This window comes from Nocardia sp. NPDC023733 (assembly GCF_040639775.1).
GTDB classification, from domain to species: domain Bacteria; phylum Actinomycetota; class Actinomycetes; order Mycobacteriales; family Mycobacteriaceae; genus Nocardia; species Nocardia rosealba.
The window spans coordinates 61332-86480 of sequence record NZ_JBFAAN010000012.1; the positions used below are offsets into that span (position 1 = coordinate 61332).

The window sequence follows — 25149 nt, forward strand, 5'->3', positions numbered from 1 at the left end:
CATTGGTCGAACTTTGCTTCCCGATCAGCCGATCAGCCGATGAGGCAAGGGGTGGCGCCGGTGGGGTCGGGGGTGAGGGGGCGGGTTTCGGGGGTGGGGTTCCAGTGGCCGTTGGTTGGTGCGTAGGTCCAGGTGGGGCCGGTGGTTACCAGGGTGGTGAGGGCGGTGATCAGGCGGTCGATGTCGGCGGGGGTGGTGCCGAGGCCGATGCTGGCGCGGAGGGCGGCGTCGAGGCCGAGACTCGTCAGGAGCGGATGGGCGCAGAAACGGCCGTCGCGCAGGCCGATGGCGTGTTCGGCGGAGAGGTAGGCGGCGACGTGGCCGGGGGTGTAGCCGTCGACGGTGAAGGCGACGATGCCGACGGAGTCGGGGCTGTCGGACCAGATGCGGACGGGTCGCACACCGGGGATCGCGGCGAGGCCGTCGCGCAGCCGGTCGGCCAGGGCGCGTTCGTGAGTGACCAGTTCCTCGGGGTCGAGGGCGGCGAGCGCGTCACAGGCGGCGGCGATGGCGGCCGCGCCGAGGACATTGGGTGAGCCGGCTTCGTGGCGTTGCGGCGCCGGCGCCCACTCTGCTTCCGCCACACCGACATTGCGCACCGCACCGCCACCGGCCAGGTACGGATCGGCCGCGTCGAGCCAGTCGCGCCTGCCGACGAGCACCCCGGATCCGAACGGCGCGTACAGCTTGTGCCCGGAGAAGGCCAGGTAGTCGATGCCGCTCTCGCGCAAGGAGATCCGCCGGTGCGGCGCCAGCTGGGCGGCGTCGACGAGAATCCGCGCACCACACAGATGCGCGATATGGGCCAGCCGCGCCAGCGGCAGCACCTCACCGGTCACATTCGACGCGCCGGTGACGGCGAGCAGAGCCGCCGGCCTGCTGCACAATTCGGCGACGATCCGCTGAATGGTCTCCTCGAGCGTCGCGGCGGCCCGGACAACCCTTCGCCCGTTGCGCGTCCACGGCAGGAAGTTGGCGTGGTGTTCGATATCGAGCACCACCGTCTCCCCCGGCACGCATCCGGCCAGCAGGTTCAGCGAGTCGGTGGTGTTGCGGGTGAACACCACGACCTGGTCGTCGGCGGCGTCGAGGAACCGGGCGACCGAGCCGCGCGAGGCCTCGTAGCACTCGGTGGAGATCCGCGAGGCGTACCCGGCGCCGCGGTGCACGCTGGCGTAGTACGGCAGCAGTTGCGAAATCCGGTCGGTGACCTGGCGCAATGCAGGTGCGCTCGCCGCGTAGTCGAAGTTGGCGTAGGTGCTCGTGCCGCCCTGGACGAGCGGAACGCGCAGGTCGGCACCGGAAACGGCGGCGAGGGCACAGGTGGGGTCGATAACAGCGGTCATGACGAATATCCCGTCGGCTCAGGGACTCACCACGTAGAGAGAGTCCGCGCTTGCCGCGTCCACTTCGGACGTCGGCCTGGTCGTCACCCGGAGCACCCCACCGCGGAGGAGGGTTGCCGACCAGCTAGCCGGGGCTTGTCGCTGGTACTCGTGACCTGGCATCGAGATTGGCAGACGATCCGGGCCGCTGTCAACCACCGATCGAAAGATGTTGCTCGCCACCATGTCTCGATTGCCCCTGGATTGCCCATGCGCCAACAGGCGGCAATCCCGATCATGGACACCCCAAATGATTGAGTCCCCCCACTATTTGCTAGAGTGGCCGCCATGCCTTCGACCACGAACCCCGAACGCGGCCTGGCGCGCTACCCGGTGTACGCGCTCGGCAGGCTCACCAAAGCCATGCACGCCGAGATCGACGTCCCGCTGCGTGACCACTGGGTGCTCACCTTCATCGAGGAGAACGCCGACCTCACCCAGAAGAAAGTCGGCGAGTCACTCGGCATCGACCGCAGCGAGGTGGTCCGCCTGATCGACGCACTGGAGGGCGCGGGCCTGGTCGAACGCACCCGCGACGGCAAGGATCGCCGCAAATACCGGCTGCGTATCACCGAAGCGGGCCGCAAGCAGTGCAAGCGCACCGACAAGCTGATCGCCGAGGCCACCGCTCGCGCCCTCGCCCGGCTCGACGCCGACGAACAGGCCACCCTGCACCGGCTCGCGCTCACCGCACTCGGCGAGACACCCGCGGCGCCCGCCCCGTAGCTGCCGGGCGCGCCCGACAACTCCCGGTACCGTTGGCAACTGGTGACCATCCCGTTTGCCCTCCGGTAACCCGACCGTGAAACAACAGACACCGATGGGGGTCAACCGATGAGAGGTGGACTGAGCACGATGCTCGAGCCACGCACCGAGGGCCCGGCGAACCGGCGGCACGATCCGCTGCTGCGCGCCGATCTGGCCGCGCCGCCACGCACCCTGGTCGACATTCTCACCAGCACTGCCCTGGCCCACCCCGACGCGCCCGCGATCGACGACGGCACGACCGTGCTCAGTTACATGGAGCTGGTCGCCGCGATCGAAGCCAGGATGACCGAGCTCGCCGAGGCCGGGGTCCGCCCGGGCGACCGGGTGGGCGTGCGGATGCCCTCGGGCAGCGCCGCGCTGTACGTCACCATTCTCGCGGTGCTCTACTGCGGTGCCGCCTACGTGCCCGTCGACGCCGACGATCCGGAGGAACGTGCCCGGCTCGTCTTCGGTGAGGCGCGGGTGAGCGCGATCGCGACCGCCGCGGGCATCGAGTCCGACACCGCCGTCGCGGGCAACGGTCACAGCGATCCGCACACCCTGCCCACTCCCGCCGACGATGCCTGGATCATCTTCACCTCCGGTTCCACCGGCACCCCGAAAGGTGTTGCGGTGACCCACCGCAACGCCGCCGCCTTCGTCGACGCCGAGGCCCGGTTGTTCCTGCGCGACGCCCCGATCGGCCCCGGCGACCGTGTGCTGGCAGGCCTGTCGGTGGCGTTCGACGCCTCCTGCGAGGAGATGTGGCTGGCCTGGCGCAACGGCGCCTGCCTCGTTCCCGCCCCGCGCGACCTGGTCCGCACCGGCGCCGACCTCGGGCCGTGGTTGATGCGCCGCGAGATCAGTGTCGTCTCCACAGTGCCGACACTGGCCGCCACGTGGCCCTCGGATGCCCTGGAATCGGTGCGGCTGCTGATCTTCGGTGGCGAGGCCGTGCCGCCGGAGCTGGCCGAACGTCTGGCGGGTGCCGACCGCGAGGTGTGGAACACCTACGGCCCCACCGAGGCGACGGTGGTCGCGTGCGCGGCGCTGCTCACCGGTGAAATGCCGGTGCGCATCGGTCTGCCGCTCGACGGCTGGGACCTCACTGTCGTTGACCCGCAGGGCAATCCGGTACCGACGGGCGAAACCGGTGAACTCGTGATCGGCGGTGTCGGCCTGGCCCGCTACCTCGACCCGGCCAAGGATGCCGAGAAGTACGCACCGCTGCCGTCGCTCGGTTGGGAACGCGCTTATCGCAGTGGCGATCTCGTGCGCAACGACCCCGAGGGCCTGATCTTCCTCGGCCGCGCCGACGATCAGATCAAGATCGGTGGCCGCCGCATCGAACTCGGCGAGATCGACAATGCCCTGCAGCATCTGCCCGGCGTGAGCGGTGCGGCCGCCGCGATCCGGACCACCAAGGCGGGCAACAAGATCCTCGTCGGCTACCTCACCGGCGCCGGACCGGATTTCGACGCAAAACAGGCCAGAAAGATGCTGGCCGAACAACTTCCGGCACCGCTGGTCCCGCGCCTCGCCGTGGTGGCAGACCTGCCGACGCGCACCTCCGGCAAGGTCGACCGCGACGCTCTGCCGTGGCCGTTGCCGAGCACCGACGACACCGCCGACCACGGGCTGAGCGGCACCGCCGCCTGGGTCGCGGGACTGTGGGACGCCATTCTCGGCGCCGAGGTCACCGATCTCGACACCGACTTCTTCGATGTGGGCGGCGGTTCGCTCTCGGCCGCCCAGCTGGTCGGCGCGCTGCGTGAGCGGTATCCGCATGTCACCGTGGCCGATCTCTACGATCATCCGCGCCTTGGTTCGCTGGTGCAGTACCTCGACGGCAGCGCCCCTGTCGCCGCCGTCGACGCGCGGGTGGTTGAACCGACTCCCCTGCGCGCTCAGCTCACCCAAGTACTGGCCACCATCCCGCTCACCACGCTCACCGGGTTGCAGTGGGTCACCTGGCTGGCGGTGGTGTCGGCGATCGCCGGCTGGTCCGGTTCGCTACCGTGGCTGCCCCGGTTGTCGTGGTGGTGGATCGTGCTGGCGTTCGTGCTGTTCATCTCTCCGATCGGCCGGATGACACTGTGCGTTGCGGGTGCCCGCGTGCTGCTCGCCGGGTTGCGCCCCGGCACCTACCCGCGCGGTTCGTGGGTGCATCTTCGCCTGTGGGCGGCCGTGCGGCTCTCGGAAGCCAGTGGCGCCGAAAGTCTTTCGGGCGCACCGCTGATGGTGCCGTTCGCGCGGGCGCTCGGCGCCAAGATCGGCAAGGGCGTCGACCTGCACTCCCTGCCGCCGGTCACCGGCATGCTCGAACTCGGTGACGGCGCGAGCGTGGAACCCGAGGTCGACCTGTCCGGTTACTGGGTCGACGGCGACCGCGTGCACATCGGCGGCATCACCATCGGCGACGGCGCGGTGATCGGCGCCAGGTCGATCCTGCTGCCCGGAACCAAGATCGGTAAGCGGGCCGAGATCGCGCCCGGTTCGGCGGTGTCCGGCAAGGTCAAGGGCGAACAGGAATGGGCGGGCTCACCGGCGGCGAAGACCGGTAAGGCGCCACGTCGCTGGCCCGACCACTCCCCCGAGCGCGCCAGGCACTGGCTGATCGTGTTCGGCCTGTCGTCGATGGCGCTCGCCGCGATGCCGGTGCTCGGCCTGGCCGTCGGCGGCACGTTCATCGCCTGGTGGGTCCGCGAGGAGACCACCATCGGCGCCGCCGCCCTGCGCGGCTTCGCGATCCTGCCGGTCGCCACCCTGCTCAGCCTCGGTGTGTACGCGGTGGCGACGGTGATCGCGGTCCGCCTGCTCGGCATCGGCCTGCGCGAGGGCTACCACCCGGTGCGCAGCCGCACGGGCTGGCAGGTGTGGGCCACCGAACGCCTGCTCGACTCGGCCCGAACCTTCCTGTTCCCGCTGTATGCCAGCCTGCTCACCCCGATCTGGTTGCGGCTGCTCGGCGCGCGGATCGGCAAGAACGTCGAAGCCTCGACGGTGCTGTTGCTGCCCAAGTTCACCGTGGTCGCCGACGGTGCGTTCCTGGCCGACGACACCATGATCGGCAGCTACGAACTCGGCGGCGGCTGGCTGCGCATCGGCGAGGCCAAGGTCGGAAAACGCGCCTTCCTCGGCAATTCCGGGATGACGGCGCCCGGTCGCCGGGTGCCGAAGAACGGGCTCGTCGCGGTGCTGTCGGCGGCGCCGAGCAAGGCGAAGGCCGGGTCGTCGTGGCTGGGCAGCCCGCCCGTGCGGTTGCGGCGCGCGGCCGAATCCTCCGATACCTCTCGCACTTTCGACCCGCCGCTGCGGTTGAAACTCGCGCGCGCGTTCGTGGAGACCTGCCGGCTGATCCCGGTGATGGTGACCTTCGCCATCGGCCTCGGCGTGCTGTTCACCCTGGCCCTGATCGCCCAGCACAGCGACTATCTGGTCGCGGCGCTGCTGTCGGGTCTGGTGCTGATGGTGGCGGGCGCGGTGGCGGGCATGATCGCCGTCGCCGCGAAATGGCTGCTGGTAGGCCGCATCCGGGCCGTGGAGCATCCGCTGTGGAGCTCGTTCGTGTGGCGCAACGAGGTGTCGGACGCCTTCGTCGAGACCGTCGCCGCGCCCTGGTTCGCCCGGGCCGCCACGGGTACCCCGGTGATGAATCTGTGGTTGCGCGGACTCGGTGCCAAGATCGGCCGAGGGGTATGGTGCGAATCCTATTGGCTTCCGGAGGCAGACCTGGTGACACTCGGTGACGGCGCGACCGTGGAACGCGGCTGCGTGGTGCAGACCCACCTGTTCCACGACCGCATCATGTCCATGGACACGGTGACCCTCGACGCCGGCGCGACCCTCGGCCCGCACTGCGTCGCCCTGCCCGCCGCCCACATCGGCGCGGGCGCCACCATCGGACCGGCCTCGCTCGTCATGCGCGGCGACGTGGTTCCGCCCTCGACCCGCTGGTGGGGCAACCCCATCACGCCCTGGGCCAGTTGATGCGCTCGTTCTACGAGGACCCGATCGACGTCTACCTCCCGCAGAACGGCAATCGCGGCTACCGGGTGTCGCGCTACGAGCTGGAGCTGAGCTACAAACCGGCCAGCAATCGGCTGGCCGGGCGCGCGGTGATCATCGCGGTCACCACCGAGGTCCGTTCGTCGTTCACCCTCGACCTGTCCCCCGCGCTCGGGGTGTCGAAGGTGTTCGTCAACGGGTCCAAGTCGGTGAAGTTCAGTCATCAGCGCGGCAAGCTGGCGCTCACCCCGCAGCAGAAGATCCCGGCGGGCGGGGTGCTCGAGATCGCTGTCCACTACTCGGGCACGCCGAAACCGGTGCGCGGTCCGTGGGGCGAGGTGGGCTGGGAGGAACTCACCGAGGGCTCACTGGTTGCCAGCCAGCCCAACGGCGCGGCGTCGTGGTTCCCCTGCGACGACCACCCGAGTTCCAAAGCGTCCTACCGTATTTCGATCACCACCGACAGCCCGTACTACGCACTGGCCAACGGCACCCTGATGCGTAAACAGGCCAAGGCGAGCCAGACCACCTGGGTGTACGAGGCACCCGAACCGATGGCCAGCTACCTGGCGACCATCCAGATCGGCAACTACCGCAAGTACCGCGTGGGCAGTCCCGGCGAGCCGGTGCCGATGCAGGCCATCGTCCCGCCGCGCCTGCGCACGAACTTCGAGCACGACTTCGCGCGCCAGCCGCAGATGATGGCGTTGTTCACCGAGAAATTCGGGCCGTACCCGTTCGAGAACTACAGCGTGGTCGTCACCGACGACGACCTGGACATCCCGATCGAGGCACAGGGCATCTCCATCTTCGGCGCCAACCACTGCGACGGCAGGCGCGGCGCCGAACGACTCGTCGCCCACGAACTGGCACACCAGTGGTTCGGCAACAGCCTGACCCTGCGGCAGTGGCGCGACATCTGGCTACACGAAGGCTTCGCCTGTTACGCCGAATGGCTCTGGTCGGAGGCCTCCGGCGGGCCGGGCGCCGATCAGTTGGCGCGCGCCGCGCACGCGAACCTCGCCCGCCAACCGCAGGACATCATCGTCGGCGATCCCGGCCCGGCGGACATGTTCGACGACCGCGTGTACAAGCGCGGCGCCCTCACCCTGCACGCGTTGCGCCTGGAACTGCGCGACCACCTGTTCTTCCAGCTCATCCGCGAATGGACCGCGCGCTACCGGCATTCGTCGGTGACCACCGAGGACTTCGTCGACCTCGCGGGCCATTACAGCGTCGCGCCGCTGCGCGGGCTGTTCGCGGTGTGGCTGGGCACCAAGCCGTTGCCGCAGCTGCCTCAGAACACCAAGTAGCGCTGGGCTAATTCCTCGACGAGCGGGTCGTCGGCGGGCACCATCTCGAGTGCTTCCAGATCGTCGGCCACCGAGATGTGGCGGTTGTCGTCCTGCTCGGGGTCGGGCCCGTCCTCGGCGAGATGACGCTGCAACTTCTGCCGGACCCGGTCCTTCAGTGAATCGCGCATAGTTCCAGGTTGCCCGTCGACCCGCGCGCACGCCAGCCTCAGACGGGCGTGAGCCAGGTTCCCCACGGGGTGTTGCGCAGCACCGAATACCCGATGAGCAGGCCGAAGAATGTCCACACCGTCACCGGACTCAGGCCGGGTAACCGCCAGCCTTGCCCGCGTCCGGCGCGCAGGAACCAGTCGACGACGAAGGCCGCGAACGCGAGGGTCAGCGGCAGCGCGAGCAGGTTGCTGTGCAGGGAATCGATGATGCGGCCGTCGGTGAGGTTGTGCATCGCGCGCATCCCGCCGCAGCCGGGGCAGTACACCCCGAACATCGCGTACACCGGGCACAGGCCGTAGGAACCCTCCACGTGCGGGTCGCGGAAATGCAGCAGAGCCAGGGTGCCGATCCCGAGACCTGCGGCGATCAGCGGCGGCGCGAACCGTCGCCAGGCCGGCGCCGGGGTGCTGGCTGCGCCGGAAATCCCGGTCGCGACGTGCGCGTTGTCCACCCTCTTACGGTAACGGGGCCCGCTGGGGGCCGCCACAACGCCTGTAATTCCCCGGCCGCCTCGGACGATTTCACAAGGTAAGCGGGTGTCGATACCCACTCGGCAACAAATGGGACACTCTGACCCGCTAACACTAGCTAGCACGCAAGCTCGCACTGTACGGTGGCCTACGACACAAAGGAGTGCCGATATGCTTGCGAAGTCGATGATGACGCTCGCGGCAGCGCGTTCCACGGTCTCGAGTTTCGAGTCCGGCGCACTGACCGCCCAGTTCCGTGCCGGGCTGCGTACCCGCAGTTTCGCCACCACGAAACTCAACGCCCCCGCCGCCCCGCACCGGGTCGTCCCGGTCACCACCGCCGACGGAGCCGAGCTCCGGGTGCACGTCTACGGCGACGACACCGCACCGACGCTGGTGCTCATCCACGGCTGGGCGTGCAGCATCGAGTACTGGAACCCGCAGATCAGCGCCTTCGCCGACAGCTATCGCGTGGTCGCCTACGACCAGCGCGGCCACGGCGAATCGACGCTCGGCACCGCGGCCCCCAGCGAGCACACGCTCGCCGACGACCTCGCCACCGTCCTCGAAGCGACCCTTCGCCCCGGTGAGCAGGCCGTACTCGCCGGTCACAGCATGGGCGGCCTGACGATTCAGGCCTGGGCCAAGCATCATCCGGAGCAGGTCACCGAGCGAGCCGCCGCCGTGCTGCTGGCCAACACCGCCAACTCCGACATCCGCGCCGAGACCGACCTGCTGCCGCTGCTCAACAAGCAGCTCACCGTCGCCACCACCCCTGTGACCATCCTCGGTGCACCGATTCGGATGCCGCAGCAGATCAGCGAAACCGTGCTGTTCACGCCGGTCCCGATTCCCGGCGGCTGGCTCACCGAGCAGGTGTTCCGCTACCGCATCCTCACCCCGGCGGCGACCGCCGACGAGATCGACTTCGCGATCGGCATCATCCGCTCGTGTCGTCCGCTCGCCCGCGCCCGGCACGCCGCGGCCATGGCCGACATGGACCTCACCGCGGGCACCGCCAACCTGACGGTCCCCACCACGGTGATCGCCAGCGCCCAGGACCGCCTCCTCCCGCCGCGCATGTCACGGCCCATGGTCGAGGTCCTGCGCCGCTCCGGCCACCTGACCGACTTCCACGTCCTGCCGCACGGTCACCTCAGCAATATCGAAGACACCGACGCCTTCGACACCGCCCTGCGCCGAATTTTGCGCACTGCCACGAACTCTCGGTTCACCCGAGGCGCGACCGCCACGAGCTGACCCGAGCTTGCTCTTCCTGAGTCCGATCAACGGCGATCGGCTCAGGAGGACCCGCCACCGAAGGCCCTCGACCGTCGCGGTCGAGGGCCTTTTCAGGTCCCGGCTCTGGCATGATCGAGATGACTCGCCCGACTGTTCGGAGGGCTGATGTACGTCTACACGAATCTGTCCGCGGCACTGCGCGACAAGACCTCGCCGCTGCGCGAGTACCTGCACAGCCGTTATCCGAATACCCGCGCCGTGCAGGGTGCTTATCGTCGCGCGGCCGGGCCGCTGCTCGTCGACACGGGCGGCGCCAACCCCGCCACGCTGGGCGCAGCGTTCGACTTCGAGGTCCGGTTCCTGCTCGTCCCCGACCATGAGCCGGTGCTGCCGCTACTCGGCTTCTTCGGTTTCCCGCAGGAGTCGGCGGTGATCGAATCGGTGATCGAGACCGCCCAGGCCGCGGTCGCCTCGACAGCCGAGGACGTCGACCGGCTCGGCCGCGCCTGCTGGGCACTGGCCCTGTGCACGGATGTGTACCGCCGCGGCCTATTGCGCGAATCCGCCCTCGACAACCTGCTCAGAACGGGCCGCTTCACCCCCGACCACCTGCTTGCCCTTGCCCCACCCGACGCGATCCGCCAACTCTGGGAACTGCGCGGCCTCGCCGAAGAACACCTCTTCCCCCACCTGGGATCCCCCACATACCCCGGCCCCACGTTCGACGCATCGGTCCTGTGCAACGCCGACGCCGACCTCATCAGCGCCCACACCCTGCTCGACCTGAAAACACATCTGGGCCCGAAGAATCAACGCACCGGCATCCGTTCCGACGCCCTGACCAGCAACGACCTGTACCAGATCATCACCTACGCCCTCTTCGACCACTCCGATGCCTACCACCTGACCGAGGTAGGCATCTACTCCGCCCGCTACGCCCACCTGGAAACCTGGCCCCTCACCCACCTGCTGGCCGCCCTCGCAGGCACCGACATCGACCTCACCGAGGAACGCGAAACGGTCTGGAGACTCCTCGGTGGGCCGCTGCGTTCCTAGTCGCGATACACCACGACATAGGCGTTGGTCGCGGTCCCGATGCTGTAGGGCCCGATGCACGAAGCCGATCCCTGCCCCGTCGCCTTGATCGCGCCGCTCCACGAGCCCTGGTAGGGCCCGATTCCCATGAGCGGGAACGCATTCGGGATGCCGGCCAGTCCCCAGCATTCGACGATCAGGCTGTACTCGCGACTCGCGGGTGCACCGGTGTCATGACAGCTGACCGAAGCGCCGACCAGATCGCGGGTGACAACACAGCCCTGTGGGCCCGCGTGCGCGGCGCCGGAACCGACAACAGCCGAGAACCCCACCACCGACGCTGCGGCAGCGGTGAGGCGAACTGCCGCGATCACTGATTTCCTCATACGGAATCTCCCTTGGCTCGTTATATAGCAGTCGGGCATATCGTTAGCGTTGTTACACATCAGGGCGACAGCAGTCCCCAGTACAGGGCCCACAGGGTGAATCCGATGCCGCCGACGACGACCAGTACCCATCGGACGCGCGCACCCTTTCCCGCGCCCTCGAGTATGGCCCTGCGTCGGGCGATGAGGTAGACCAGCGAGCACACCGCACACACCGCGATCACCTGCAAGGCCAGCCAGGGCAGCGTGCGACCGAACAGCAACGGTCCGAACGAGGTCGCCCTGGTCGACGCCACGTACAGCACCTGCGCGATCGTGCCGATGATGCCTGTCCCCGCTGTTGTCACCAGCAGGCGTGCGACTCCGGCTCGCGGCAGACGCCAGGTACTGGCAAATCCGGTGAACGCGTAGCCAAGCAGGGCGAACACGGTACCGAGGAAGAGCACCGACAACGCCGTCGGCGATTCCCACCACGCCTGTGGTTCCAGCGCTGTCACCGAATGTGCTTGAGGGGCAGGTTCATCCGAGTGCTTGCCCGCTGATCCGGGCAGGCCTTTCACCCAGTCGCCCACGAGCTCGGGGTATCCGGGCGCCAGGTCCGCACCCTTGTCGAAACCGTCGGTGGTCGTGAAGGCGCCGTGCTGCGCATCCGTCAGCGTGCGCAGGGCGTAGTCGGTTTTCCCTACTCGATCGAAGGCGTCGCGGAACCCGCGCAGGCTGTCGCCGGGTGGGGTGAGCCGGTCCTTGTCGCCCCAGATGGCGAGCACCGGCTGCCCGATGGTTTCCAGCACCGGCACCGGATCGTAGTACGCCTGGGCGAACAGACCGGCGGCCGCGCTGACACGAATCGCGTTGCGACCCAACGTATCCACCATCGAACCGCGCACGCCCGCAGCCCCGAACCTGGTCTCGTTCGCCCAGGCCTGCTGCGCCGCCGGGGCACCGGCATTCGCACCGACGACGATCAGGAATGCGACGTCCTGCGAACGCGAAGCAGCGAGCGGCGCAACCCAACCACCTTCGGACAAACCCCACAGACCCACGCGGGCGGGGTCCACTTCGGGTCGGTCGCGCAGGGCCGCCGCACCCGCGAGGGCGTCATCGGCGAGCAGCGAGTAGTCGCGGTGCGCCGGTGTGTAGTCCTCCGTTCGCTTCTCGTACCGGAGCGTGACAATGCCTTGACGTGCGAAAGCAGTTGCGATCTGCGTGTATTGAGGACTGCGTCCATCGCCGGATCCGTGCACGAGGACGACTCCCGGTAGCCCGGTGGCACCCACCGGGGCATGCACGGTGCCCGTGGTTGTGGTGCCGTCGGAGCGGGTGAAGGTGATGCCGGTGGTGGTTGTCTCGTCGGCGCCTGCTGTCGGCGCGAAGGCGATGAGAGCCGCGATCATGCTGGTGAGCAGGATGATTCGGGTGATCATGCGGGTTCCTACTCGTCCATCCCCGGTGCGGGGAACGCGATGAAACGGGTCAGCACCCGGCGCGCCCCAGGCCGATTTTCGGCGTGCGTGGCCTGAAAGCGTTTGAGCAACGCGAGATACTCCTCGCAGAAGGCGTCGAGTTCCTCACGCGTCGCATAGATCGCCCCGCGTGAAAACGGCATCACGTCACCCCACTCGCCGAGCCTGTCCCGCTCGGCCTGGAACCGCCCGAACAGCTCGACATCCTCAGCGATGTGCTGCGCCACCAACCCCTCCAGCAGCTCGCGCATCTCCGGCGATTGCGACTTGTCCAGCCGATACCGCAGATCCTTCGGCGGCGACCGCCACCACCGCTCCTTCCCCTTGGCCAGCTCCGGCGCCTCCTCGATGAACCCGTGCTCGGCCAGCTGCCGCAGGTGATAACTGGTAGCCCCCGTGTTCTCCCCCAAAACCTCCGCCAGCCCCGTAGCGGTCGCCGGCCCCTTCTCCGCCAACGCCCGCAGAATCCGCTGCCGCAAAGGATGCGCCAAGGCCCTGAGCGCCACCGGATCCGTAATCTCCCTGGGTTCTACACCATCCATACATGCACACTAGGCTTTGCACACTCATCTATGCAAAGAAAACTATGCACACTCCCCTAGACAGCGTTGCAAGCTCGGGCACCGCGAGATAAATCGGAGGAAGTACGAGGTCGGGTCTGCTTCAGTAGCCAGGTGATCACGATGCAGGCTGTCGTCGAGGTACCGAACTTCGACCTCGAGCCACCACAGCCCTGGCCGGTGCTCTCGGCTGAACCATATTCCTTCGTGCCGATTCATCGTGGTTGCTCGGACGCCGAAGTCGGTCTATTCGTGAGCGCGCTGACCTGCGGGCTCGAGATCACTGGCAGCCGAAACGAGGTGGTGACAGCTCTGCTGGCCGAGGACACACTGCTCCAACTCGGGGGCCTGCGCTTGACCGACACAGTTGGGGGCGCGGTGGTGGTACCGGGATGTTGTGCTGGGTTGGAGGATTGGCGCCAGTGGATCGACGTGCTCGCAGGAACGCCGCCGTGGCTAGGCCACGGCCCGACCCCTGAAGTCGAGATCGGTGTCGACGAGCTGCGCGTGTGGCAGGACAGCGGCGCCAACCGACAGGCAGCACAAAGTATCGTGGTGGCGCGTAACGCATTGCCGGAGCTGCTCAACGGGGTTCACCGCGATCTGGTCGACTTCCTGTCCTGCGTCCGAAGATGGTCCGACCGAAACGGGTTGGGCCGCAGAGGCACCGAACTAATCGAGGCGATCGATCGAAACTTCGACGTGACCGCTCCGTTGATCTTCCCCCGAGTTGGCCGAAGGGACTATTGATTCGCTTGCGGCCACACAGTGTCGCCGTTGTGTTTGAGGTCGTCGGGAAACAGGTTGTTCCGGCGGTCGAGGTCGCCGTGAACCCAAAGCTCTGAAAGCCCGCCGGAGAAGAGGATCACTTCGATGACCAGGTCGACAGGATGCTCGTACTCCACGGTCATGGCGTCGCCAGGCTCGAGGTAGATGTCATCTCCGTAGGGCTCGACCCGCCACTGCTGATCCCGTTCGTCCCGGTTGGTCACCTCGTAGCGGATCATCGATGCGGCTCCAGCGGGTAGTTCCTGGCCCGGTAGCGAAGGGGCCGAAGCTCCCATGCGGACGTCAGGACGTCAGAACGGTCAAAGGCCCTCTCCGGATCCCGGAAAGGGCCTTCGACCTCGGAGCCGCCTGGGGGAATCGAACCCCCGACCTTTTCATTACGAGTGAAGCGCTCTACCGACTGAGCTAAGGCGGCGTGCCTTTCGGCGACGAGAGTCTATCGCGAGTGGGGCTGGATCGCGAAAACGGGTGGTCAGGTGGAGCGGGCGGCGATGAGGGTGGCGACCATGGCGGCTACCGCGAAGCGGGGTTTGACGTTGAGGTCGAGGGCTTCGCGGCAGGCGAGGACGGCGTCGATGCTGCGGAGGAGGCCTTCGGGGCGGACCGAGGCGGCGAGGTCGGTGATCTCGTCGGCCATGTCGGGGTGGGTGAGGGTGATGGCGGCGCCTCGGCCGGCGAAGCGGAGGGCGAGGGCGTCGCGGTACATGCCCGCTACGTCGATGAGGGCGCGGTCGAGGGCGTCGCGGCCGGTACGGGTGGCGCGGGATTTCTGGCGGCGTTCGAGTTCTTTCAGTACGCCTGCCGAGCCGCGGGTGGCCGTGGCCGCACCCTTGCCGGTGCCGCCCGCACCGAGGGCGGTGGCGAGTTCGTCGCGTTCGCGGTCGTCGCGTTCGGAGCTCATCTGTTTGGCTTCGTCGTCGGCCGATTTCACCAGTTCGTCGGCGGCGGCGTAGGCGGCACCCGGGCGCTCGGTGGCCTTGACCAGGGCGAGGGCGCGCTGACGGCGTTTGCGGGCGTCGTCGTCGGTGGCCAGGCGACGCGCCCGGCCGACGTGCCCGCCGCTCACCGAAGCGGCCCAGTCGGCGGTCTTCGCATCGAGCCCGTCGCGCTCTTTCAGCACTTGCGCGATGGACGGCACCGACGGCGTGACCAGGTGCACATGCCTGCACCGCGAACGCAGCGTGACCGAGATGTCCTCGGGGTCGACCGAGGGCGCGCACAGCAGGAAGACCGTGCGGTCCGGCGGTTCCTCCACCACCTTGAGCAGCACATTGCCCGCCGCCTCCGTGAGACGATCGGCGTCCTCGACCACGACTACCTGCCACCGACCGGTACTCGGGCGCCGCGAGGCGACCTGCACGATCTCGCGCATCTCCTTCGTGCTGATGCTGAGGCCTTCGGGTACGACCCGACGCACGTCACCATGCGTTCCGGCCATCGTGGTCGTGCAGGCATGGCACCTACCGCAGCCGACGGTCTCCGGGTCCGTGCACTGCAGAGCCGCCGCGAAACACAGCGCGGCGATGGAACGCCCGGAGCCGGGCGGCCCGGTGAAGAGCCAGGAATGCGTCATCGCACCGGTGACGACACCAGCCCTTGCCGCTGTGGCGGCAGCGGTCAGCTCGGTCTCGACCACGTCCTGGCCGACCAGTCGATCGAAGACTCCTGCCACGGCACACACCCTAGTCGCGCGCACCGACAACCTCGAGAGCGGTGGCCGGCAGCCGCACCCTGGCGCAGAACCCGCTCGCGGCCGCCGCTCGTCAGCCGCACGGAGTTACCGCCGCGATCGGGCGACACCGCCGAACACCGTCAGCCGCGCTCGCTGAGCGCTGCCCCGAGCGCCGAATCAGTCCTGCCCAGCCGTTGAGAAGGTCGAGCCATCAATCACCGTCAGCCGCCACGACCCGAACTGTCGAAGAACGTGCTCCTCGCGGTCCGCATCCACGCGTCTTCCGACGAATCCCTGCGCACCCGCATGGAACTGCTCCAAGCCGATCGCCTGCTTCATCGCCGAACCCATTCAGGGTGAGGGCGCTCGCGCGTCAGTCCTCGCTCGCCCCAACGCTTTTCGCTGCCGCCTTCTTGGCAGGGGCCTTCTTCGCAGCAGTCTTCTTCACGGTCGTCTTCTTGGCTGTGGTCTTCTTGGTCGCCGTCTTGGTCGCCGTCGACTTGGCCGCGTTCTTCTTGGCAGGTGTCTTCTTAGCCGCCTTCTTCGCCGGCGCCTTCTTCTTCACCGGCCCCCGCGCACGCCGCTCCGCCAGCAGCTCCGAGGCGCGCTCGTCGGTGATCGACTCCACTTCGTCACCCTTGCGCAGGCTCGCGTTGGTCTCACCATCGGTGACGTACGGACCGAAACGGCCGTCCTTGATGACCATGGGTTTGTCAGTGGCCGAATCCTTGCCGAGCTCACGCAGCGGTGCCGCGCTCGCCGCCTGCCGCCCACGCCGCTTGGGTTCGGCGTAGAGCTTGAGCGCCTCGTCCAAAGTGACGGTGAACAACTGCTCTTCCGATGCCAGCGAACGGGAGTCGGTGCCCTTCTTCAGGTACGGGCCGTAGCGGCCGTTCTGTGCGGTGATCTCCTCGCCCGAGGTGGGGTCGTTACCGACGACGCGCGGCAGCGACAGCAGTTTCAACGCGTCGTCGAGCGTGATCGTCGACAGATCCATCGACTTGAACAACGACCCGGTGCGCGGTTTGACCTCCGCAGTCTTCTTCGTCGTCTTCTTCGCGGGCGCGGCGGCCGGGTCCGGCGCGGGCGGTTCCGGCAGGATCTCGGTGACGTACGGCCCGAAACGTCCTTCCTTGGCGACGATTTCGTGCCCGGTGGCCGGATCGACGCCGAGTGAACGACCTTCCTGCGGCGTCGAGAACAGCTTCTCGGCGACCTCGGGAGTCAGCTCGTCGGGCGGCAGATCATCGGGCAGGTTGGCGCGCTGCGAGATCGGATCACCGTCCGGGTCATCGGGATTGACGACCATGCGCTCCAGATACGGCCCGAAACGACCGACGCGGACCACCACGTCGCGGCCCTCGTCGTCGACGAACATCTTGATCGAGTTCACTTCGCGCGCGTCGATGTCGTCGAGCTGCACGGAGACCATCTTCTTGAGGCCACCCGAACGCGCGACCGAACCCTCGGCGCCGTTCTCGCCACCGAAATAGAAGCTGGACAACCAGTTTCCGCGCTGCTCGCGGCCACCGGCGATCGCGTCGAGATCGTCCTCCATGGCGGCGGTGAAGTCGAAGTCGACGAGCCTGCCGAAGTAGGCCTCGAGCAAACCGATCACCGCGAAGGCCACCCACGACGGCACGAGCGCACTGCCACGCTTGTACACATACCCACGATCGAGAATCGTCTTGATGATCGAGGAGTAGGTCGAGGGGCGGCCGATGCCGAGTTCCTCGAGCGTCTTGATCAGCGACGCTTCGGTGTAGCGGGCGGGCGGATTGGTGCTGTGACCGTCGGGGTTGAGCTCGACGGCCGTGACCGCCTGGCCTTCTTCGAGCGCGGGCAGGCGCGACTCGGCGTCGTCGGACTGGCCGCCCGCCTCCTCGTCGACACTCTCGACATAAGCCTTGAGGAAGCCGGGGAAGGTGATGGTGCGGCCCGAGGAGGAGAACACACACTCCTCACCGGAGCGTGCGGTGCCGGTGATGCGCAGGGTGAGGGTGGTGCCACGCGCGTCGGCCATCTGCGAGGCGACGGTGCGCTGCCAGATCAGCTCGTAGAGGCGGAATTCGTCCTGGTCGACCTTCGACGCGAGCTGCCCCGGCGTCATGAAGGTGTCACCCGACGGACGGATCGCCTCGTGTGCCTCCTGCGCGTTCTTGACCTTGCGGTTGTACTGACGCGGCGTGGGTGACACGTACTCCGCGCCGTAGAGCTGGGTGGCCTGCGAGCGGGCCGCCGCGATCGCCGACTCCGACAGCGTGGTCGAGTCGGTTCGCATATAGGTGATGTAGCCGTTTTCGTACAGCCGCTGCGCGACGCGCATGGTGCGCTCGGAGGTGAACCGCAGCTTGCGGCCCGCTTCCTGCTGCAACGTCGAAGTCATGAACGGCGGATACGGTTTGCGGGTGTACGGCTTGGCCTCGGCCGAGCTGACCACCAGGTCGACACCGTCGAGCGACTCGGCGAGCCGGCGCGCGTAGGCCTCGTCCAGCACCACGACACCGGAGGCCGACTTGAGCTGACCGTCGGAACCGAAATCGCGACCCGACGCCACGCGCGCGCCCTCGACCTGCACCAAGCGGGCGCCGAAGGTACGCGGGTTGGTGGAATCGGACTTCTCGTCGGGGCCCGCGTCGAGCTTGGCGGCGATGTCCCAGTACTCGGCGGAGCGGAACGCGATGCGCTCACGCTCACGCTGCACGATCACCCGGGTGGCCACCGACTGCACGCGACCGGCCGACAGGCGCGGCATGACCTTCTTCCACAGCACCGGACTGACCTCGTAGCCGTAGAGGCGGTCGAGGATGCGGCGGGTTTCCTGCGCGTCGACCAGGTCGTTGTCGAGGTCGCGGGTGTCGGCGGCGGCCGCGAGGATGGCGGGCTCGGTGATCTCGTGGAAGACCATCCGGCGCACCGGGACCTTCGGCTTGAGCGTTTCGAGCAGGTGCCAGGCGATGGCCTCGCCCTCGCGGTCGGGGTCGGTGGCGAGGTAGAGCTCGTCGGCGTCGGCCAGCAGGCCCTTCAGCTCGGCGACCTTGGCCTTCTTGTCGGGGCTGACGACGTAGATCGGCTCGAAGTCGTGATCGACATCGACACCGAGGCGAGCCCAAGGCTGGCCCTTGTATTTGGCAGGCACGTCGGCGGCACCGCGTGGAAGGTCGCGGATGTGGCCGACGGAAGCTTCGACGGTGTAGTTGCGGCCGAGATAAGGCGCGATCTTGCGGGCCTTCGTCGGGGACTCGACGATCACGAGACGACGCAGGGGTCGCCCCTGGTCGGCTGAACTGCGGTCTCGTGTTGCCACCGGCGAACACCTTCCTTCTAGATCCGCGCCTCGGGAGGTCCGCTCGGAGCGCGGCTGGGGCAGACGGCGCGACGTTCGACATCGCCACCAGTGACGTTTATACCCTGCGCCCATGGGAAGAAGCGCCGTCGGCGGCTGGCGCCGGGGTTTTCAGGTGCGCGTGCTCGCGTGTCCCGGGTCTGCCGTTCTGGCCGATCGTACCCGGAAATGGCTCGTCCCCCACCTCCGCGCACGGGGGTGGGGGACGGGCGTAGTTGTGTTTCGCAGCTCAGGAGAGCGCGCGAACGCCGGTGGCCTGCGGGCCCTTGGTGCCCTGGCCGACCTCGAACTCGACCTTCTGGTTTTCCTCGAGGGTACGGAAGCCCGACCCCTGGATCTCCGAGTAGTGGACGAAGACGTCAGCGGAGCCGTCCTCGGGCGCGATGAAGCCGAAGCCCTTCTCCGCGTTGAACCACTTCACAGTTCCCTGTGCCATTCTGTTCCTTCTCTTTCTTACCGGAACGGCGGACAACTGGGTTCGTCCACCGGGTCCGTTGAGACCGCTGTACTGTTGGATCCCCCTGCAAGGAAAACCTGAGCACGGCGTTCGCAACATCGATCCTGCTGATGGTTGGACTTTGGATCCGTACCTCGAACACAGAAGCTTGCGACCGAGACCCAGTGAACCATGTCTCCGAGCAATTCAACAGTCGAGTTACCGACAATTTGCAAAATTCTTGATCTTGCGAATGCGCAGGTAAGGGGACGATTGGGTGTATCCGTACTTTCAGTCTGTTTGCTTAAGGATAACCGGGTGAGCTTCCAGCAAACCTCCTGTGACCCAGGTCGCTATTGGGTTACGAAAACCCAGGTGGCCCTCGGCGCACACACACGTTTCACACTTCCGATGTCGCATGAGAGGGCAACCGGATGAATCCGACAGGGCGGACCGAGCTCCGCGCGGCGTCCGCGGCCGAAAGCTACGGTCGATCGTTGCTGAATCGTGTCCTGCTCGATGCGGCATCGAGCACTGGTCCGTTGACCCACGTCGCGCAGCTGGCCGCGCGGCCCGCCCATACAACGGTCTGGCCGGATTGGGTGCCGTCGGAGCTGGTCAGCGCGCTGAGTGCACAGGGAATCGAGCGGCCGTGGGCGCATCAGACGCGCACGGCCGAGCTCGCCGCCGCGGGCGAACACGTCGTCGTGAGCACCGGAACCGCCTCCGGTAAGTCCCTCGGATACCAGTTGCCGGTCCTCACCGCCCTGCGCGACGACCCGCGCGCGACCGCCCTGTACCTGTCCCCGACGAAGGCTCTGGGTGCTGATCAGTTGCGGGCCGTCGGCTCGCTGATCCACGACAACCCGCTGCGCGAGGCCCATCCGGCGAGCTACGACGGTGACACTCCCGCCGAGGTCAGGCAGTGGGTTCGGGCCAACGCGCGCTGGATCTTCACCAATCCGGACATGCTGCACGTCGGGGTGCTTCGGTCGCATCAGCGCTGGTCACGGGTACTGCGCAACCTTCGGTACGTGGTGGTCGACGAGTGCCACGCCTATCGAGGGGTGTTCGGGTCGCATGTCGCGCTGGTGCTGCGCAGGTTGCGAAGGCTCGCACGGTTCTACGGTGCCGACCCGGTGTTCATCCTGTGCTCGGCCACCAGCGCCGATCCGGCCGAGTCGGCGAGCCGACTCGTGGGGGCGCCGGTCACCGCCGTCACCGAGGACGGTTCACCGCGCGGCGCGCGCACTGTCGCCCTGTGGGAACCGCCGTTGAGCACCGTGGTGACCGGGGAGAACGGGGCGCCTGTTCGGCGTACCGCGACGGGCGAGGCCGCAAAGATCATGGCGAGCCTGGTGGCCGAAGGCGCGCGGACGCTGACCTTCGTGCGTTCCCGGCGCGGAGCCGAGTTGATCGCGCTCGAGGCGCGCCGAGTCCTCGCTGATACCGCGCCTGAGCTGCGAGAACACATCGCCGCGTATCGCGCGGGCTATCTGGCCGAGGACAGGCGGGAGCTCGAGCAGGCGCTGTCGCGCGGCGATCTGCTCGGCGTGGCGAGCACCAATGCGCTCGAGCTCGGTGTCGACATCGCCGGACTCGATGCCGTCGTCATCGCCGGTTTTCCGGGCACGGTCGCATCCTTCTGGCAGCAGGCGGGCCGGGCGGGCAGGCGTACACAGGGTTCGCTGGTGGTGCTCGTCGCAACCGACGATCCTCTCGACAGCTATCTCGTGCATCACCCGGAAGCCCTCCTCGATCGACCGATCGAGGCGACGATCACCGACCCGTACAACCCGTACATCCTCGGACCGCAACTGCTGTGCGCCGCACTGGAACTGCCGCTCACCGATGCCGAGGTGATCGAGCTCCGGGCCGCCGACGTACTCGCTGACCTGGCCGAACAGGGTCTGATCAGGCGCAGGCCCGGATCCGGGCGCCTGCCGGCGCGCTGGCATGTGACCGCGCAGAGTCACCCGCACGACGCCGTCGATGTGCGCGGCGGACTCGGCACGCCCATCGCGATCGTCGACGCCGAGAGCGGGCGGTTGCTCGGCACCGCCGACGCCGGCCGGGCACCGGCGACCCTGCACGACGGTGCCGTGCACCTGCATCAGGGCGAGACCTACCTGGTCGACGAACTCGACCTGGATGGTGGGGTCGCGTTCGTCAACGAGGTGGATCCCGGATTCACGACCAGCGCCAGACAGGTCACCTCCATCAGCATCGAAGCGGTGCTCGAACAGCGGATATTCGGGGCGGTTACGACGGCATCGGCGCAGGTCGCGGTGACCAACCAGGTGATCGGCTACCTGCGCACGCTGGTGACCGGCGAGGTGCTCGACCAGGTCGAACTCGATCTGCCCGCGCAGACCTTGCACACCAAGGCCGTCCTCTACACCGTGACGCCGGGGTTGCTCGCCGCCGCGGGTATCACCGACGACCAGCTTCCCGGCGCCCTGCACGCCGCCGAGCATGCGGCCATCGGGATGTTGCCGCTGGTGGCGGGGTGTGACCGCTGGGATATCGGCGGTGTCTCCATCGCCGAGCACCCGGATACCGGCGCGCCGACGGTATTTGTCTACGACGGACAGCCGGGTGGTTCAGGCTTCGCCGAGCGTGGATTCGCCCAGCTCAGCGCGTGGTTGACGGCAACCCTCGACGCGATCCGCAGCTGCGGGTGCCACGAGGGTTGTCCCTCCTGTGTGCAATCGCCCAAGTGCGGCAACGGCAACAATCCGCTCGACAAAGCGGCCGCCGAACGTCTGCTGGTGGCGGTTCTCGGCGAACTCGCGGGCCATTCCGACGGCTCCGCAACGGTGTGATGCCGCCGTCGCGCCATCGTGACCGCCGCTACACCCGACCGAAAGTTTACTGGTCAGTTGTCCGAATTTGCCCTGACCAGTCCTAACGCCCTGAGTGTTACTCGTCGGTAGAATAAAAAGGAATCTCCTTCCATTAACTGACACATTGCCAATCAGGCATCGATCGTGTTCATCGTCATTTGTTTCATTTTTTTCGCGGCACCTCCAATAAAAGCGCTGGAAATGGCCTAGGAGGCGTTCCGGTAAATTCGAGTTAGTTCAGCACGGAAGCACGCCGACCTGTGCAAACGCGTCGCATCAGCCGCTCTCCTCGACCGGGCCGGCCCGCGCCGCGCCGACCACGGACCGCACACCGAACACCCCGAGCCCCACCTGCCGTTCAACAGTCACCACGGCATCCCACTGCGCCACCTCGCACCGTGACACGCGCGCCCCCATCCGCCGCGCGACGTCGCCCGCCTCCGCGCACCCCACCTCAGCCCCCTCCACCAAAGCACCCGCAGCGGCCAGCGCCCCCAGATCGGCCGCCGCCTGCACTCGATGCCGCGCCACCACCACGGCACCGACCTGCCCCACCATCAAGGTCGAACAAATCAGCCCCGCCAACGCCACGCACGCGAAAACTGTCGCACCACCCTGGTCGCCTCCCGAAGCTGCGGACCGGTACCGCCGCCGGTGGCGGGAGGCCGAGCCACACCGGGGTCCGGCCAGACGGCGGCTGTGCGGCCCCTGGCCGTTCGGGTGACGCAGAGCCTGGGCGAGTGCGGTGCGCATCGGTCCTGAGTCACATGGGCAGATAGGACAGGCCGGGTGGTCGATAGATGGCGTGTCCCGAGGAGGGATCGGTGTGGTCATGGCTGGGATCCGGGTTCGATGACGGCTACCGCTTCAGCTCGGAGGTGCAGGCCGGGGAGTAGTGGGGTGGTCGCGGCGACCGTGGCGATGACGCGGTCGCCGTCCTCACGGAGTTCGACGGTGGCCCCGGGTGGCGCGACGGTGCGGCCTGCGGCGATGGCGTGGGTGGTGTCACCGCGTGCGGCCAGGCGCGCGGTTTCGCGGGCGGCGTCGACACAGCGCACCTGGGTCGACGCCGCGAGCAGCGCGCCGACGCAGAGAGCGACCGCGCATACGAGGGCGGCGAGGGCGATGGCGGCCTCGACCGTCACCGCTCCCGTATCATCGACGAGACCGACAGCGCGACAGCGATTTACACGCTTGTGTTGAGCGCCTTGTCGATGATCGACGTCAGCGCGTTGACGATGTTGTCCCCCGTGACCACCGCGTAGAGCACCGCGCCGAAGGCGGCCGCGGCAATGGTCCCGATCGCATATTCCGCCGTCGACATCCCGGCGTCGTCGAAGAGCAGACGGGTGAAGCGGGCTCGGACCTCCAGGCAGACGGTGCGTACGTGCGTCATCGTGATCCCCTCTCATTTCCCACCGCGCGGACGATCCGCCCGGTGACGTTTCGTGGCCCGTGTGGCGGGCGTTCACGGCAGGCCGCCGTTGCCGAGGACCCGGCCCGCCAAACCGACTACGACCGGGACGATCCCGAGGCAGACGAAGGCGGGCAGAAAGCAGAGACCGAGTGGTCCGCCGATCAAGACGCCCGCACGTTCGGCACGTGCCACGGCGGCGTCTTCCACCACTTCGCGCCGCTGCGTTGCCAATTCGGCGACCGCGGTGGCAAGTGAAGCGCCCGACCGGGCCGAGCGTCGCGCCATCCGCGCCAGCGACTCGACTTCGTCGGCACCCGCGGAGCCGACCGCGTCGGCGGCGGCGCGCTCCCATGCCGTGGTGGCGTCGGCGCCGAGCGCCAGTAGATCGGCGGCCCTCAGCAGAGCCGCGCATAAGACCGGTGGGGCGGTGGGAGCGCTGGCTCGTGCGGCTGCTGCCATCGGCAGCCCGGCTCGCAGGCACGCGGCAAGCAGATCGAATGCCGAAGCCGACCCCAACGGGTCCGCCTTCGCCGTCTGCCGCACCGGAGCCAGTGCCGCCACAGGTCCGAATCGTCGCAACCTCCGACTGACTGCCACCCTCCCGGGCAATACCAGCAGTGCAACAGCCAGAATCAGCACCGCGAGCGGTAGCGGCGCACCGAAATCACGCTGCACAACAACCCCTTTCACTCGACATCGACAAACGTCCACACCCATCCACAGCTCTGTGCACAGTCCGCAACCGCTGGTAGGCCGACTCTGGTCGGCGCGTGGGCGGTGCACGCCTCGCCGGATCGGCGCACTCCGGCTCGAGTCGGCCCGCGCAGGCGGCCGAACACATGCGGCCGGCTCCCGCCCGGCGAACATGAACGCGCGTGTGCACTCGTCCTGGGTTGGGGCACCCCTCCACAGCAGTTCACAAGTCGGCAGTGACTCGAGAATCATCGGAACGCTCATGTCGTCCCCCTTCGGGTGATGACATCCGTCCACAGCAGTCCACAGCAGGCCAAGGCGGTGCCGAGGGGCAGGAGAAATTCACCTGCGGGAGAAGCGAAGAGGACGGACAGGGGTGCGGCACCCATCAGCTGGCCGAGTCCTATCCCTACGAGCGGGAGTCCGGCGAGGACCGTGGCGGAGGCTCGGGCGCCCGCCAGCGCGGATTCGGTGCGGTCGCGAAAGCGGGTACGGGCGAGGAGGTCGGTGCGGGCGGCGGAAAGGAGCTCGGCCAGCGCCAGGCCGTGTTGCTCGGCGACGCGCCAGGCGGTCGCTATCCGCGACAGCTCCTCGGCGACAACGGAATCCGGATGCACCAATCCATCGGCGCCCGAACCACCGAGACGGCTTCGACCCGCGCTGATCGCAAGCACGCGCGCCGCCTCACCCCGCGACTCGCCCGCAGCCGATTCCGCCGCCGCGCTCGGGTGAGCTCCGACCCGTAGCTCACCGACGACAGCTTCCAGCCCGGCCAGCAGATGCGCGCATTCCTGCCGACGCTCCCGCTCAGCCCGCCCGCGCCGATTGCGCACAGCGACAGTCATACCGAGCATGAGCGCGGCCGACCCCGTTCCGACGCCGAAGCCGAAAGCCGCGCACCCGACCAGGATTCCTGCACACCACTCCACAGGCACACGCGGCAACCGGCTCCGCTGTCCCACCTCGAACAGCCGCCCGAACCTCCGCTGCCCTCCCGAAACCGGAAGCACAAGCATCGCGACCGCACAGCAGAGCAGTCCAACGCCCACCTCTCTCACCTCCACTCACGTTTCGCGACAACACGTTCGACAAGCAGCTGTTGTCCACAGGCGCCCACATCGGTTGAAC

23 protein-coding genes, 1 tRNA gene and 1 riboswitch are annotated in these 25149 nt (G+C 67.8%); of the genes, 7 read left to right on the top strand and 17 right to left on the bottom strand.

Annotation, left to right across the window (positions count from 1 at the left end; all coding sequences use genetic code 11):
- Nucleotides 1-32 precede the first annotated feature (32 nt).
- Nucleotides 33-1346 (bottom strand): aminotransferase class V-fold PLP-dependent enzyme, encoded by a 1314-nt coding sequence (locus AB0F86_RS29075; protein WP_356984454.1) that lies wholly within the window; start codon nucleotides 1344-1346, stop codon nucleotides 33-35.
- 41 nt (nucleotides 1347-1387) lie between these two features.
- A riboswitch (SAM riboswitch) is annotated at nucleotides 1388-1502 on the bottom strand.
- 171 nt (nucleotides 1503-1673) lie between these two features.
- On the opposite strand from AB0F86_RS29075, the gene AB0F86_RS29080 reads away from it, so the two are divergent.
- The 3 genes from AB0F86_RS29080 (at nucleotide 1674) to AB0F86_RS29090 (ending at nucleotide 7453) form a co-directional block, all read left to right on the top strand.
- Nucleotides 1674-2111 carry a MarR family transcriptional regulator gene (locus AB0F86_RS29080; RefSeq protein WP_356984456.1) on the top strand — a complete coding sequence of 146 codons (438 nt, stop codon included), beginning with the start codon at nucleotides 1674-1676 and terminating at the stop codon, nucleotides 2109-2111.
- A 129-nt stretch (nucleotides 2112-2240) separates the two neighbouring features.
- On the top strand, nucleotides 2241-6122 hold the full coding sequence (locus AB0F86_RS29085) for a Pls/PosA family non-ribosomal peptide synthetase (protein WP_356984458.1): 3882 nt from the start codon (nucleotides 2241-2243) through the stop codon (nucleotides 6120-6122).
- Entirely contained in the window at nucleotides 6122-7453 is a 1332-nt protein-coding gene (locus tag AB0F86_RS29090; RefSeq protein ID WP_356984775.1) for a M1 family metallopeptidase, read from the top strand. Before AB0F86_RS29085 ends, AB0F86_RS29090 begins: the two co-directional genes overlap by 1 nt.
- Here AB0F86_RS29090 and AB0F86_RS29095 read toward each other — a convergent pair.
- Nucleotides 7438-7623 (bottom strand): hypothetical protein, encoded by a 186-nt coding sequence (locus AB0F86_RS29095; RefSeq protein WP_067495829.1) that lies wholly within the window; start codon nucleotides 7621-7623, stop codon nucleotides 7438-7440. The genes AB0F86_RS29090 and AB0F86_RS29095 overlap by 16 nt on opposite strands.
- A 38-nt stretch (nucleotides 7624-7661) precedes the next feature.
- Complete coding sequence (locus AB0F86_RS29100; protein ID WP_225281409.1) at nucleotides 7662-8117, bottom strand: DUF2752 domain-containing protein; 456 nt, start codon at nucleotides 8115-8117, stop codon at nucleotides 7662-7664.
- A gap of 190 nt (nucleotides 8118-8307) precedes the next feature.
- Here AB0F86_RS29100 and AB0F86_RS29105 point away from each other — a divergent pair, with 190 nt between their 5' ends.
- Nucleotides 8308-9396 (top strand): alpha/beta hydrolase, encoded by a 1089-nt coding sequence (locus tag AB0F86_RS29105; RefSeq protein WP_356984460.1) that lies wholly within the window; start codon nucleotides 8308-8310, stop codon nucleotides 9394-9396.
- A gap of 147 nt (nucleotides 9397-9543) precedes the next feature.
- Nucleotides 9544-10434, top strand: coding sequence for a hypothetical protein (locus AB0F86_RS29110; protein ID WP_356984462.1), 891 nt, complete (start codon nucleotides 9544-9546; stop codon nucleotides 10432-10434).
- Here the strand turns inward: AB0F86_RS29110 and AB0F86_RS29115 are convergent.
- Genes AB0F86_RS29115 through AB0F86_RS29125 form a run of 3 tightly spaced genes read right to left on the bottom strand, consistent with a single transcriptional unit; the run spans nucleotide 10431 to nucleotide 12804 of the window.
- Nucleotides 10431-10799 (bottom strand): hypothetical protein, encoded by a 369-nt coding sequence (locus AB0F86_RS29115; RefSeq protein ID WP_356984464.1) that lies wholly within the window; start codon nucleotides 10797-10799, stop codon nucleotides 10431-10433. The two genes, AB0F86_RS29110 and AB0F86_RS29115, sit on opposite strands and share 4 nt — an antisense overlap.
- A 59-nt stretch (nucleotides 10800-10858) precedes the next feature.
- Nucleotides 10859-12223 carry a prolyl oligopeptidase family serine peptidase gene (locus AB0F86_RS29120; RefSeq protein WP_356984465.1) on the bottom strand — a complete coding sequence of 455 codons (1365 nt, stop codon included), beginning with the start codon at nucleotides 12221-12223 and terminating at the stop codon, nucleotides 10859-10861.
- An 8-nt stretch (nucleotides 12224-12231) separates the two neighbouring features.
- The gene (locus tag AB0F86_RS29125; protein WP_225281414.1) at nucleotides 12232-12804 is read right to left on the bottom strand and encodes a helix-turn-helix domain-containing protein; all 573 of its coding nucleotides are present in this window, start codon (nucleotides 12802-12804) and stop codon (nucleotides 12232-12234) included.
- Between the two features lie 132 nt (nucleotides 12805-12936).
- Between AB0F86_RS29125 and AB0F86_RS29130 the strand changes: the two genes are divergently transcribed.
- A complete protein-coding gene (locus tag AB0F86_RS29130) occupies nucleotides 12937-13572 on the top strand; it encodes a hypothetical protein (RefSeq protein ID WP_356984466.1) in 636 nt (211 codons plus the stop codon).
- Here the strand turns inward: AB0F86_RS29130 and AB0F86_RS29135 are convergent.
- The 6 genes from AB0F86_RS29135 to AB0F86_RS29160 form a co-directional block, all read right to left on the bottom strand.
- Nucleotides 13566-13829, bottom strand: a complete 264-nt coding sequence (locus AB0F86_RS29135; RefSeq protein ID WP_356984468.1) for a hypothetical protein — start codon at nucleotides 13827-13829, stop codon at nucleotides 13566-13568. The genes AB0F86_RS29130 and AB0F86_RS29135 overlap by 7 nt on opposite strands.
- Before the next feature lie 124 nt (nucleotides 13830-13953).
- Nucleotides 13954-14026: transfer RNA gene (locus tag AB0F86_RS29140), tRNA-Thr, on the bottom strand.
- A 57-nt stretch (nucleotides 14027-14083) separates the two neighbouring features.
- Nucleotides 14084-15283, bottom strand: a complete 1200-nt coding sequence (locus AB0F86_RS29145) for a DNA polymerase III subunit delta' (protein WP_356984470.1) — start codon at nucleotides 15281-15283, stop codon at nucleotides 14084-14086.
- Nucleotides 15284-15460: 177 nt separating this feature from the next.
- A complete protein-coding gene (locus AB0F86_RS29150) occupies nucleotides 15461-15622 on the bottom strand; it encodes a hypothetical protein (RefSeq protein WP_356984472.1) in 162 nt (53 codons plus the stop codon).
- Nucleotides 15623-15656: 34 nt separating this feature from the next.
- Nucleotides 15657-18590 (bottom strand): type I DNA topoisomerase, encoded by a 2934-nt coding sequence (gene topA / locus AB0F86_RS29155; RefSeq protein WP_356984474.1) that lies wholly within the window; start codon nucleotides 18588-18590, stop codon nucleotides 15657-15659.
- 268 nt (nucleotides 18591-18858) lie between these two features.
- The gene (locus AB0F86_RS29160; protein ID WP_011206895.1) at nucleotides 18859-19065 is read right to left on the bottom strand and encodes a cold-shock protein; all 207 of its coding nucleotides are present in this window, start codon (nucleotides 19063-19065) and stop codon (nucleotides 18859-18861) included.
- Nucleotides 19066-19499: 434 nt separating this feature from the next.
- Between AB0F86_RS29160 and AB0F86_RS29165 the strand changes: the two genes are divergently transcribed.
- Nucleotides 19500-21890: a DEAD/DEAH box helicase gene (locus AB0F86_RS29165; RefSeq protein ID WP_356984475.1), complete on the top strand. Its 2391-nt coding sequence runs from the start codon at nucleotides 19500-19502 to the stop codon at nucleotides 21888-21890.
- Nucleotides 21891-22187: 297 nt separating this feature from the next.
- On the opposite strand, the gene AB0F86_RS29170 is transcribed toward AB0F86_RS29165, so the two are convergent.
- The 5 genes from AB0F86_RS29170 to AB0F86_RS29190 form a co-directional block, all read right to left on the bottom strand.
- A complete protein-coding gene (locus AB0F86_RS29170; RefSeq protein WP_356984476.1) occupies nucleotides 22188-22745 on the bottom strand; it encodes an Rv3654c family TadE-like protein in 558 nt (185 codons plus the stop codon).
- The gene (locus tag AB0F86_RS29175; protein WP_356984478.1) at nucleotides 22742-23056 is read right to left on the bottom strand and encodes a TadE family type IV pilus minor pilin; all 315 of its coding nucleotides are present in this window, start codon (nucleotides 23054-23056) and stop codon (nucleotides 22742-22744) included. The genes AB0F86_RS29170 and AB0F86_RS29175 overlap by 4 nt, the downstream gene beginning before the upstream one ends.
- A gap of 41 nt (nucleotides 23057-23097) precedes the next feature.
- Entirely contained in the window at nucleotides 23098-23307 is a 210-nt protein-coding gene (locus AB0F86_RS29180; RefSeq protein ID WP_067495857.1) for a DUF4244 domain-containing protein, read from the bottom strand.
- 72 nt (nucleotides 23308-23379) lie between these two features.
- Complete coding sequence (locus tag AB0F86_RS29185) at nucleotides 23380-23889, bottom strand: type II secretion system F family protein (RefSeq protein ID WP_356984479.1); 510 nt, start codon at nucleotides 23887-23889, stop codon at nucleotides 23380-23382.
- Between the two features lie 392 nt (nucleotides 23890-24281).
- Complete coding sequence (locus AB0F86_RS29190; protein ID WP_356984481.1) at nucleotides 24282-24866, bottom strand: type II secretion system F family protein; 585 nt, start codon at nucleotides 24864-24866, stop codon at nucleotides 24282-24284.
- Nucleotides 24867-25149: the final 283 nt, after the last annotated feature.

Coding starts and splice junctions, on each gene's coding strand:
- AB0F86_RS29075 (WP_356984454.1), bottom strand. CDS start 1,346: ATGACCGCTGTTATCGACCCCACCTGTGCCCTCGCCGCCGTTTCCGGT.
- AB0F86_RS29080 (WP_356984456.1), top strand. CDS start 1,674: ATGCCTTCGACCACGAACCCCGAACGCGGCCTGGCGCGCTACCCGGTG.
- AB0F86_RS29085 (WP_356984458.1), top strand. CDS start 2,241: ATGCTCGAGCCACGCACCGAGGGCCCGGCGAACCGGCGGCACGATCCG.
- AB0F86_RS29090 (WP_356984775.1), top strand. CDS start 6,122: ATGCGCTCGTTCTACGAGGACCCGATCGACGTCTACCTCCCGCAGAAC.
- AB0F86_RS29095 (WP_067495829.1), bottom strand. CDS start 7,623: ATGCGCGATTCACTGAAGGACCGGGTCCGGCAGAAGTTGCAGCGTCAT.
- AB0F86_RS29105 (WP_356984460.1), top strand. CDS start 8,308: ATGCTTGCGAAGTCGATGATGACGCTCGCGGCAGCGCGTTCCACGGTC.
- AB0F86_RS29110 (WP_356984462.1), top strand. CDS start 9,544: ATGTACGTCTACACGAATCTGTCCGCGGCACTGCGCGACAAGACCTCG.
- AB0F86_RS29115 (WP_356984464.1), bottom strand. CDS start 10,799: ATGAGGAAATCAGTGATCGCGGCAGTTCGCCTCACCGCTGCCGCAGCG.
- AB0F86_RS29120 (WP_356984465.1), bottom strand. CDS start 12,223: ATGATCACCCGAATCATCCTGCTCACCAGCATGATCGCGGCTCTCATC.
- AB0F86_RS29125 (WP_225281414.1), bottom strand. CDS start 12,804: ATGGATGGTGTAGAACCCAGGGAGATTACGGATCCGGTGGCGCTCAGG.
- AB0F86_RS29135 (WP_356984468.1), bottom strand. CDS start 13,829: ATGATCCGCTACGAGGTGACCAACCGGGACGAACGGGATCAGCAGTGG.
- AB0F86_RS29150 (WP_356984472.1), bottom strand. CDS start 15,622: ATGAAGCAGGCGATCGGCTTGGAGCAGTTCCATGCGGGTGCGCAGGGA.
- AB0F86_RS29160 (WP_011206895.1), bottom strand. CDS start 19,065: ATGGCACAGGGAACTGTGAAGTGGTTCAACGCGGAGAAGGGCTTCGGC.
- AB0F86_RS29165 (WP_356984475.1), top strand. CDS start 19,500: ATGAATCCGACAGGGCGGACCGAGCTCCGCGCGGCGTCCGCGGCCGAA.
- AB0F86_RS29170 (WP_356984476.1), bottom strand. CDS start 22,745: ATGACCACACCGATCCCTCCTCGGGACACGCCATCTATCGACCACCCG.
- AB0F86_RS29180 (WP_067495857.1), bottom strand. CDS start 23,307: ATGACGCACGTACGCACCGTCTGCCTGGAGGTCCGAGCCCGCTTCACC.
- AB0F86_RS29190 (WP_356984481.1), bottom strand. CDS start 24,866: ATGACTGTCGCTGTGCGCAATCGGCGCGGGCGGGCTGAGCGGGAGCGT.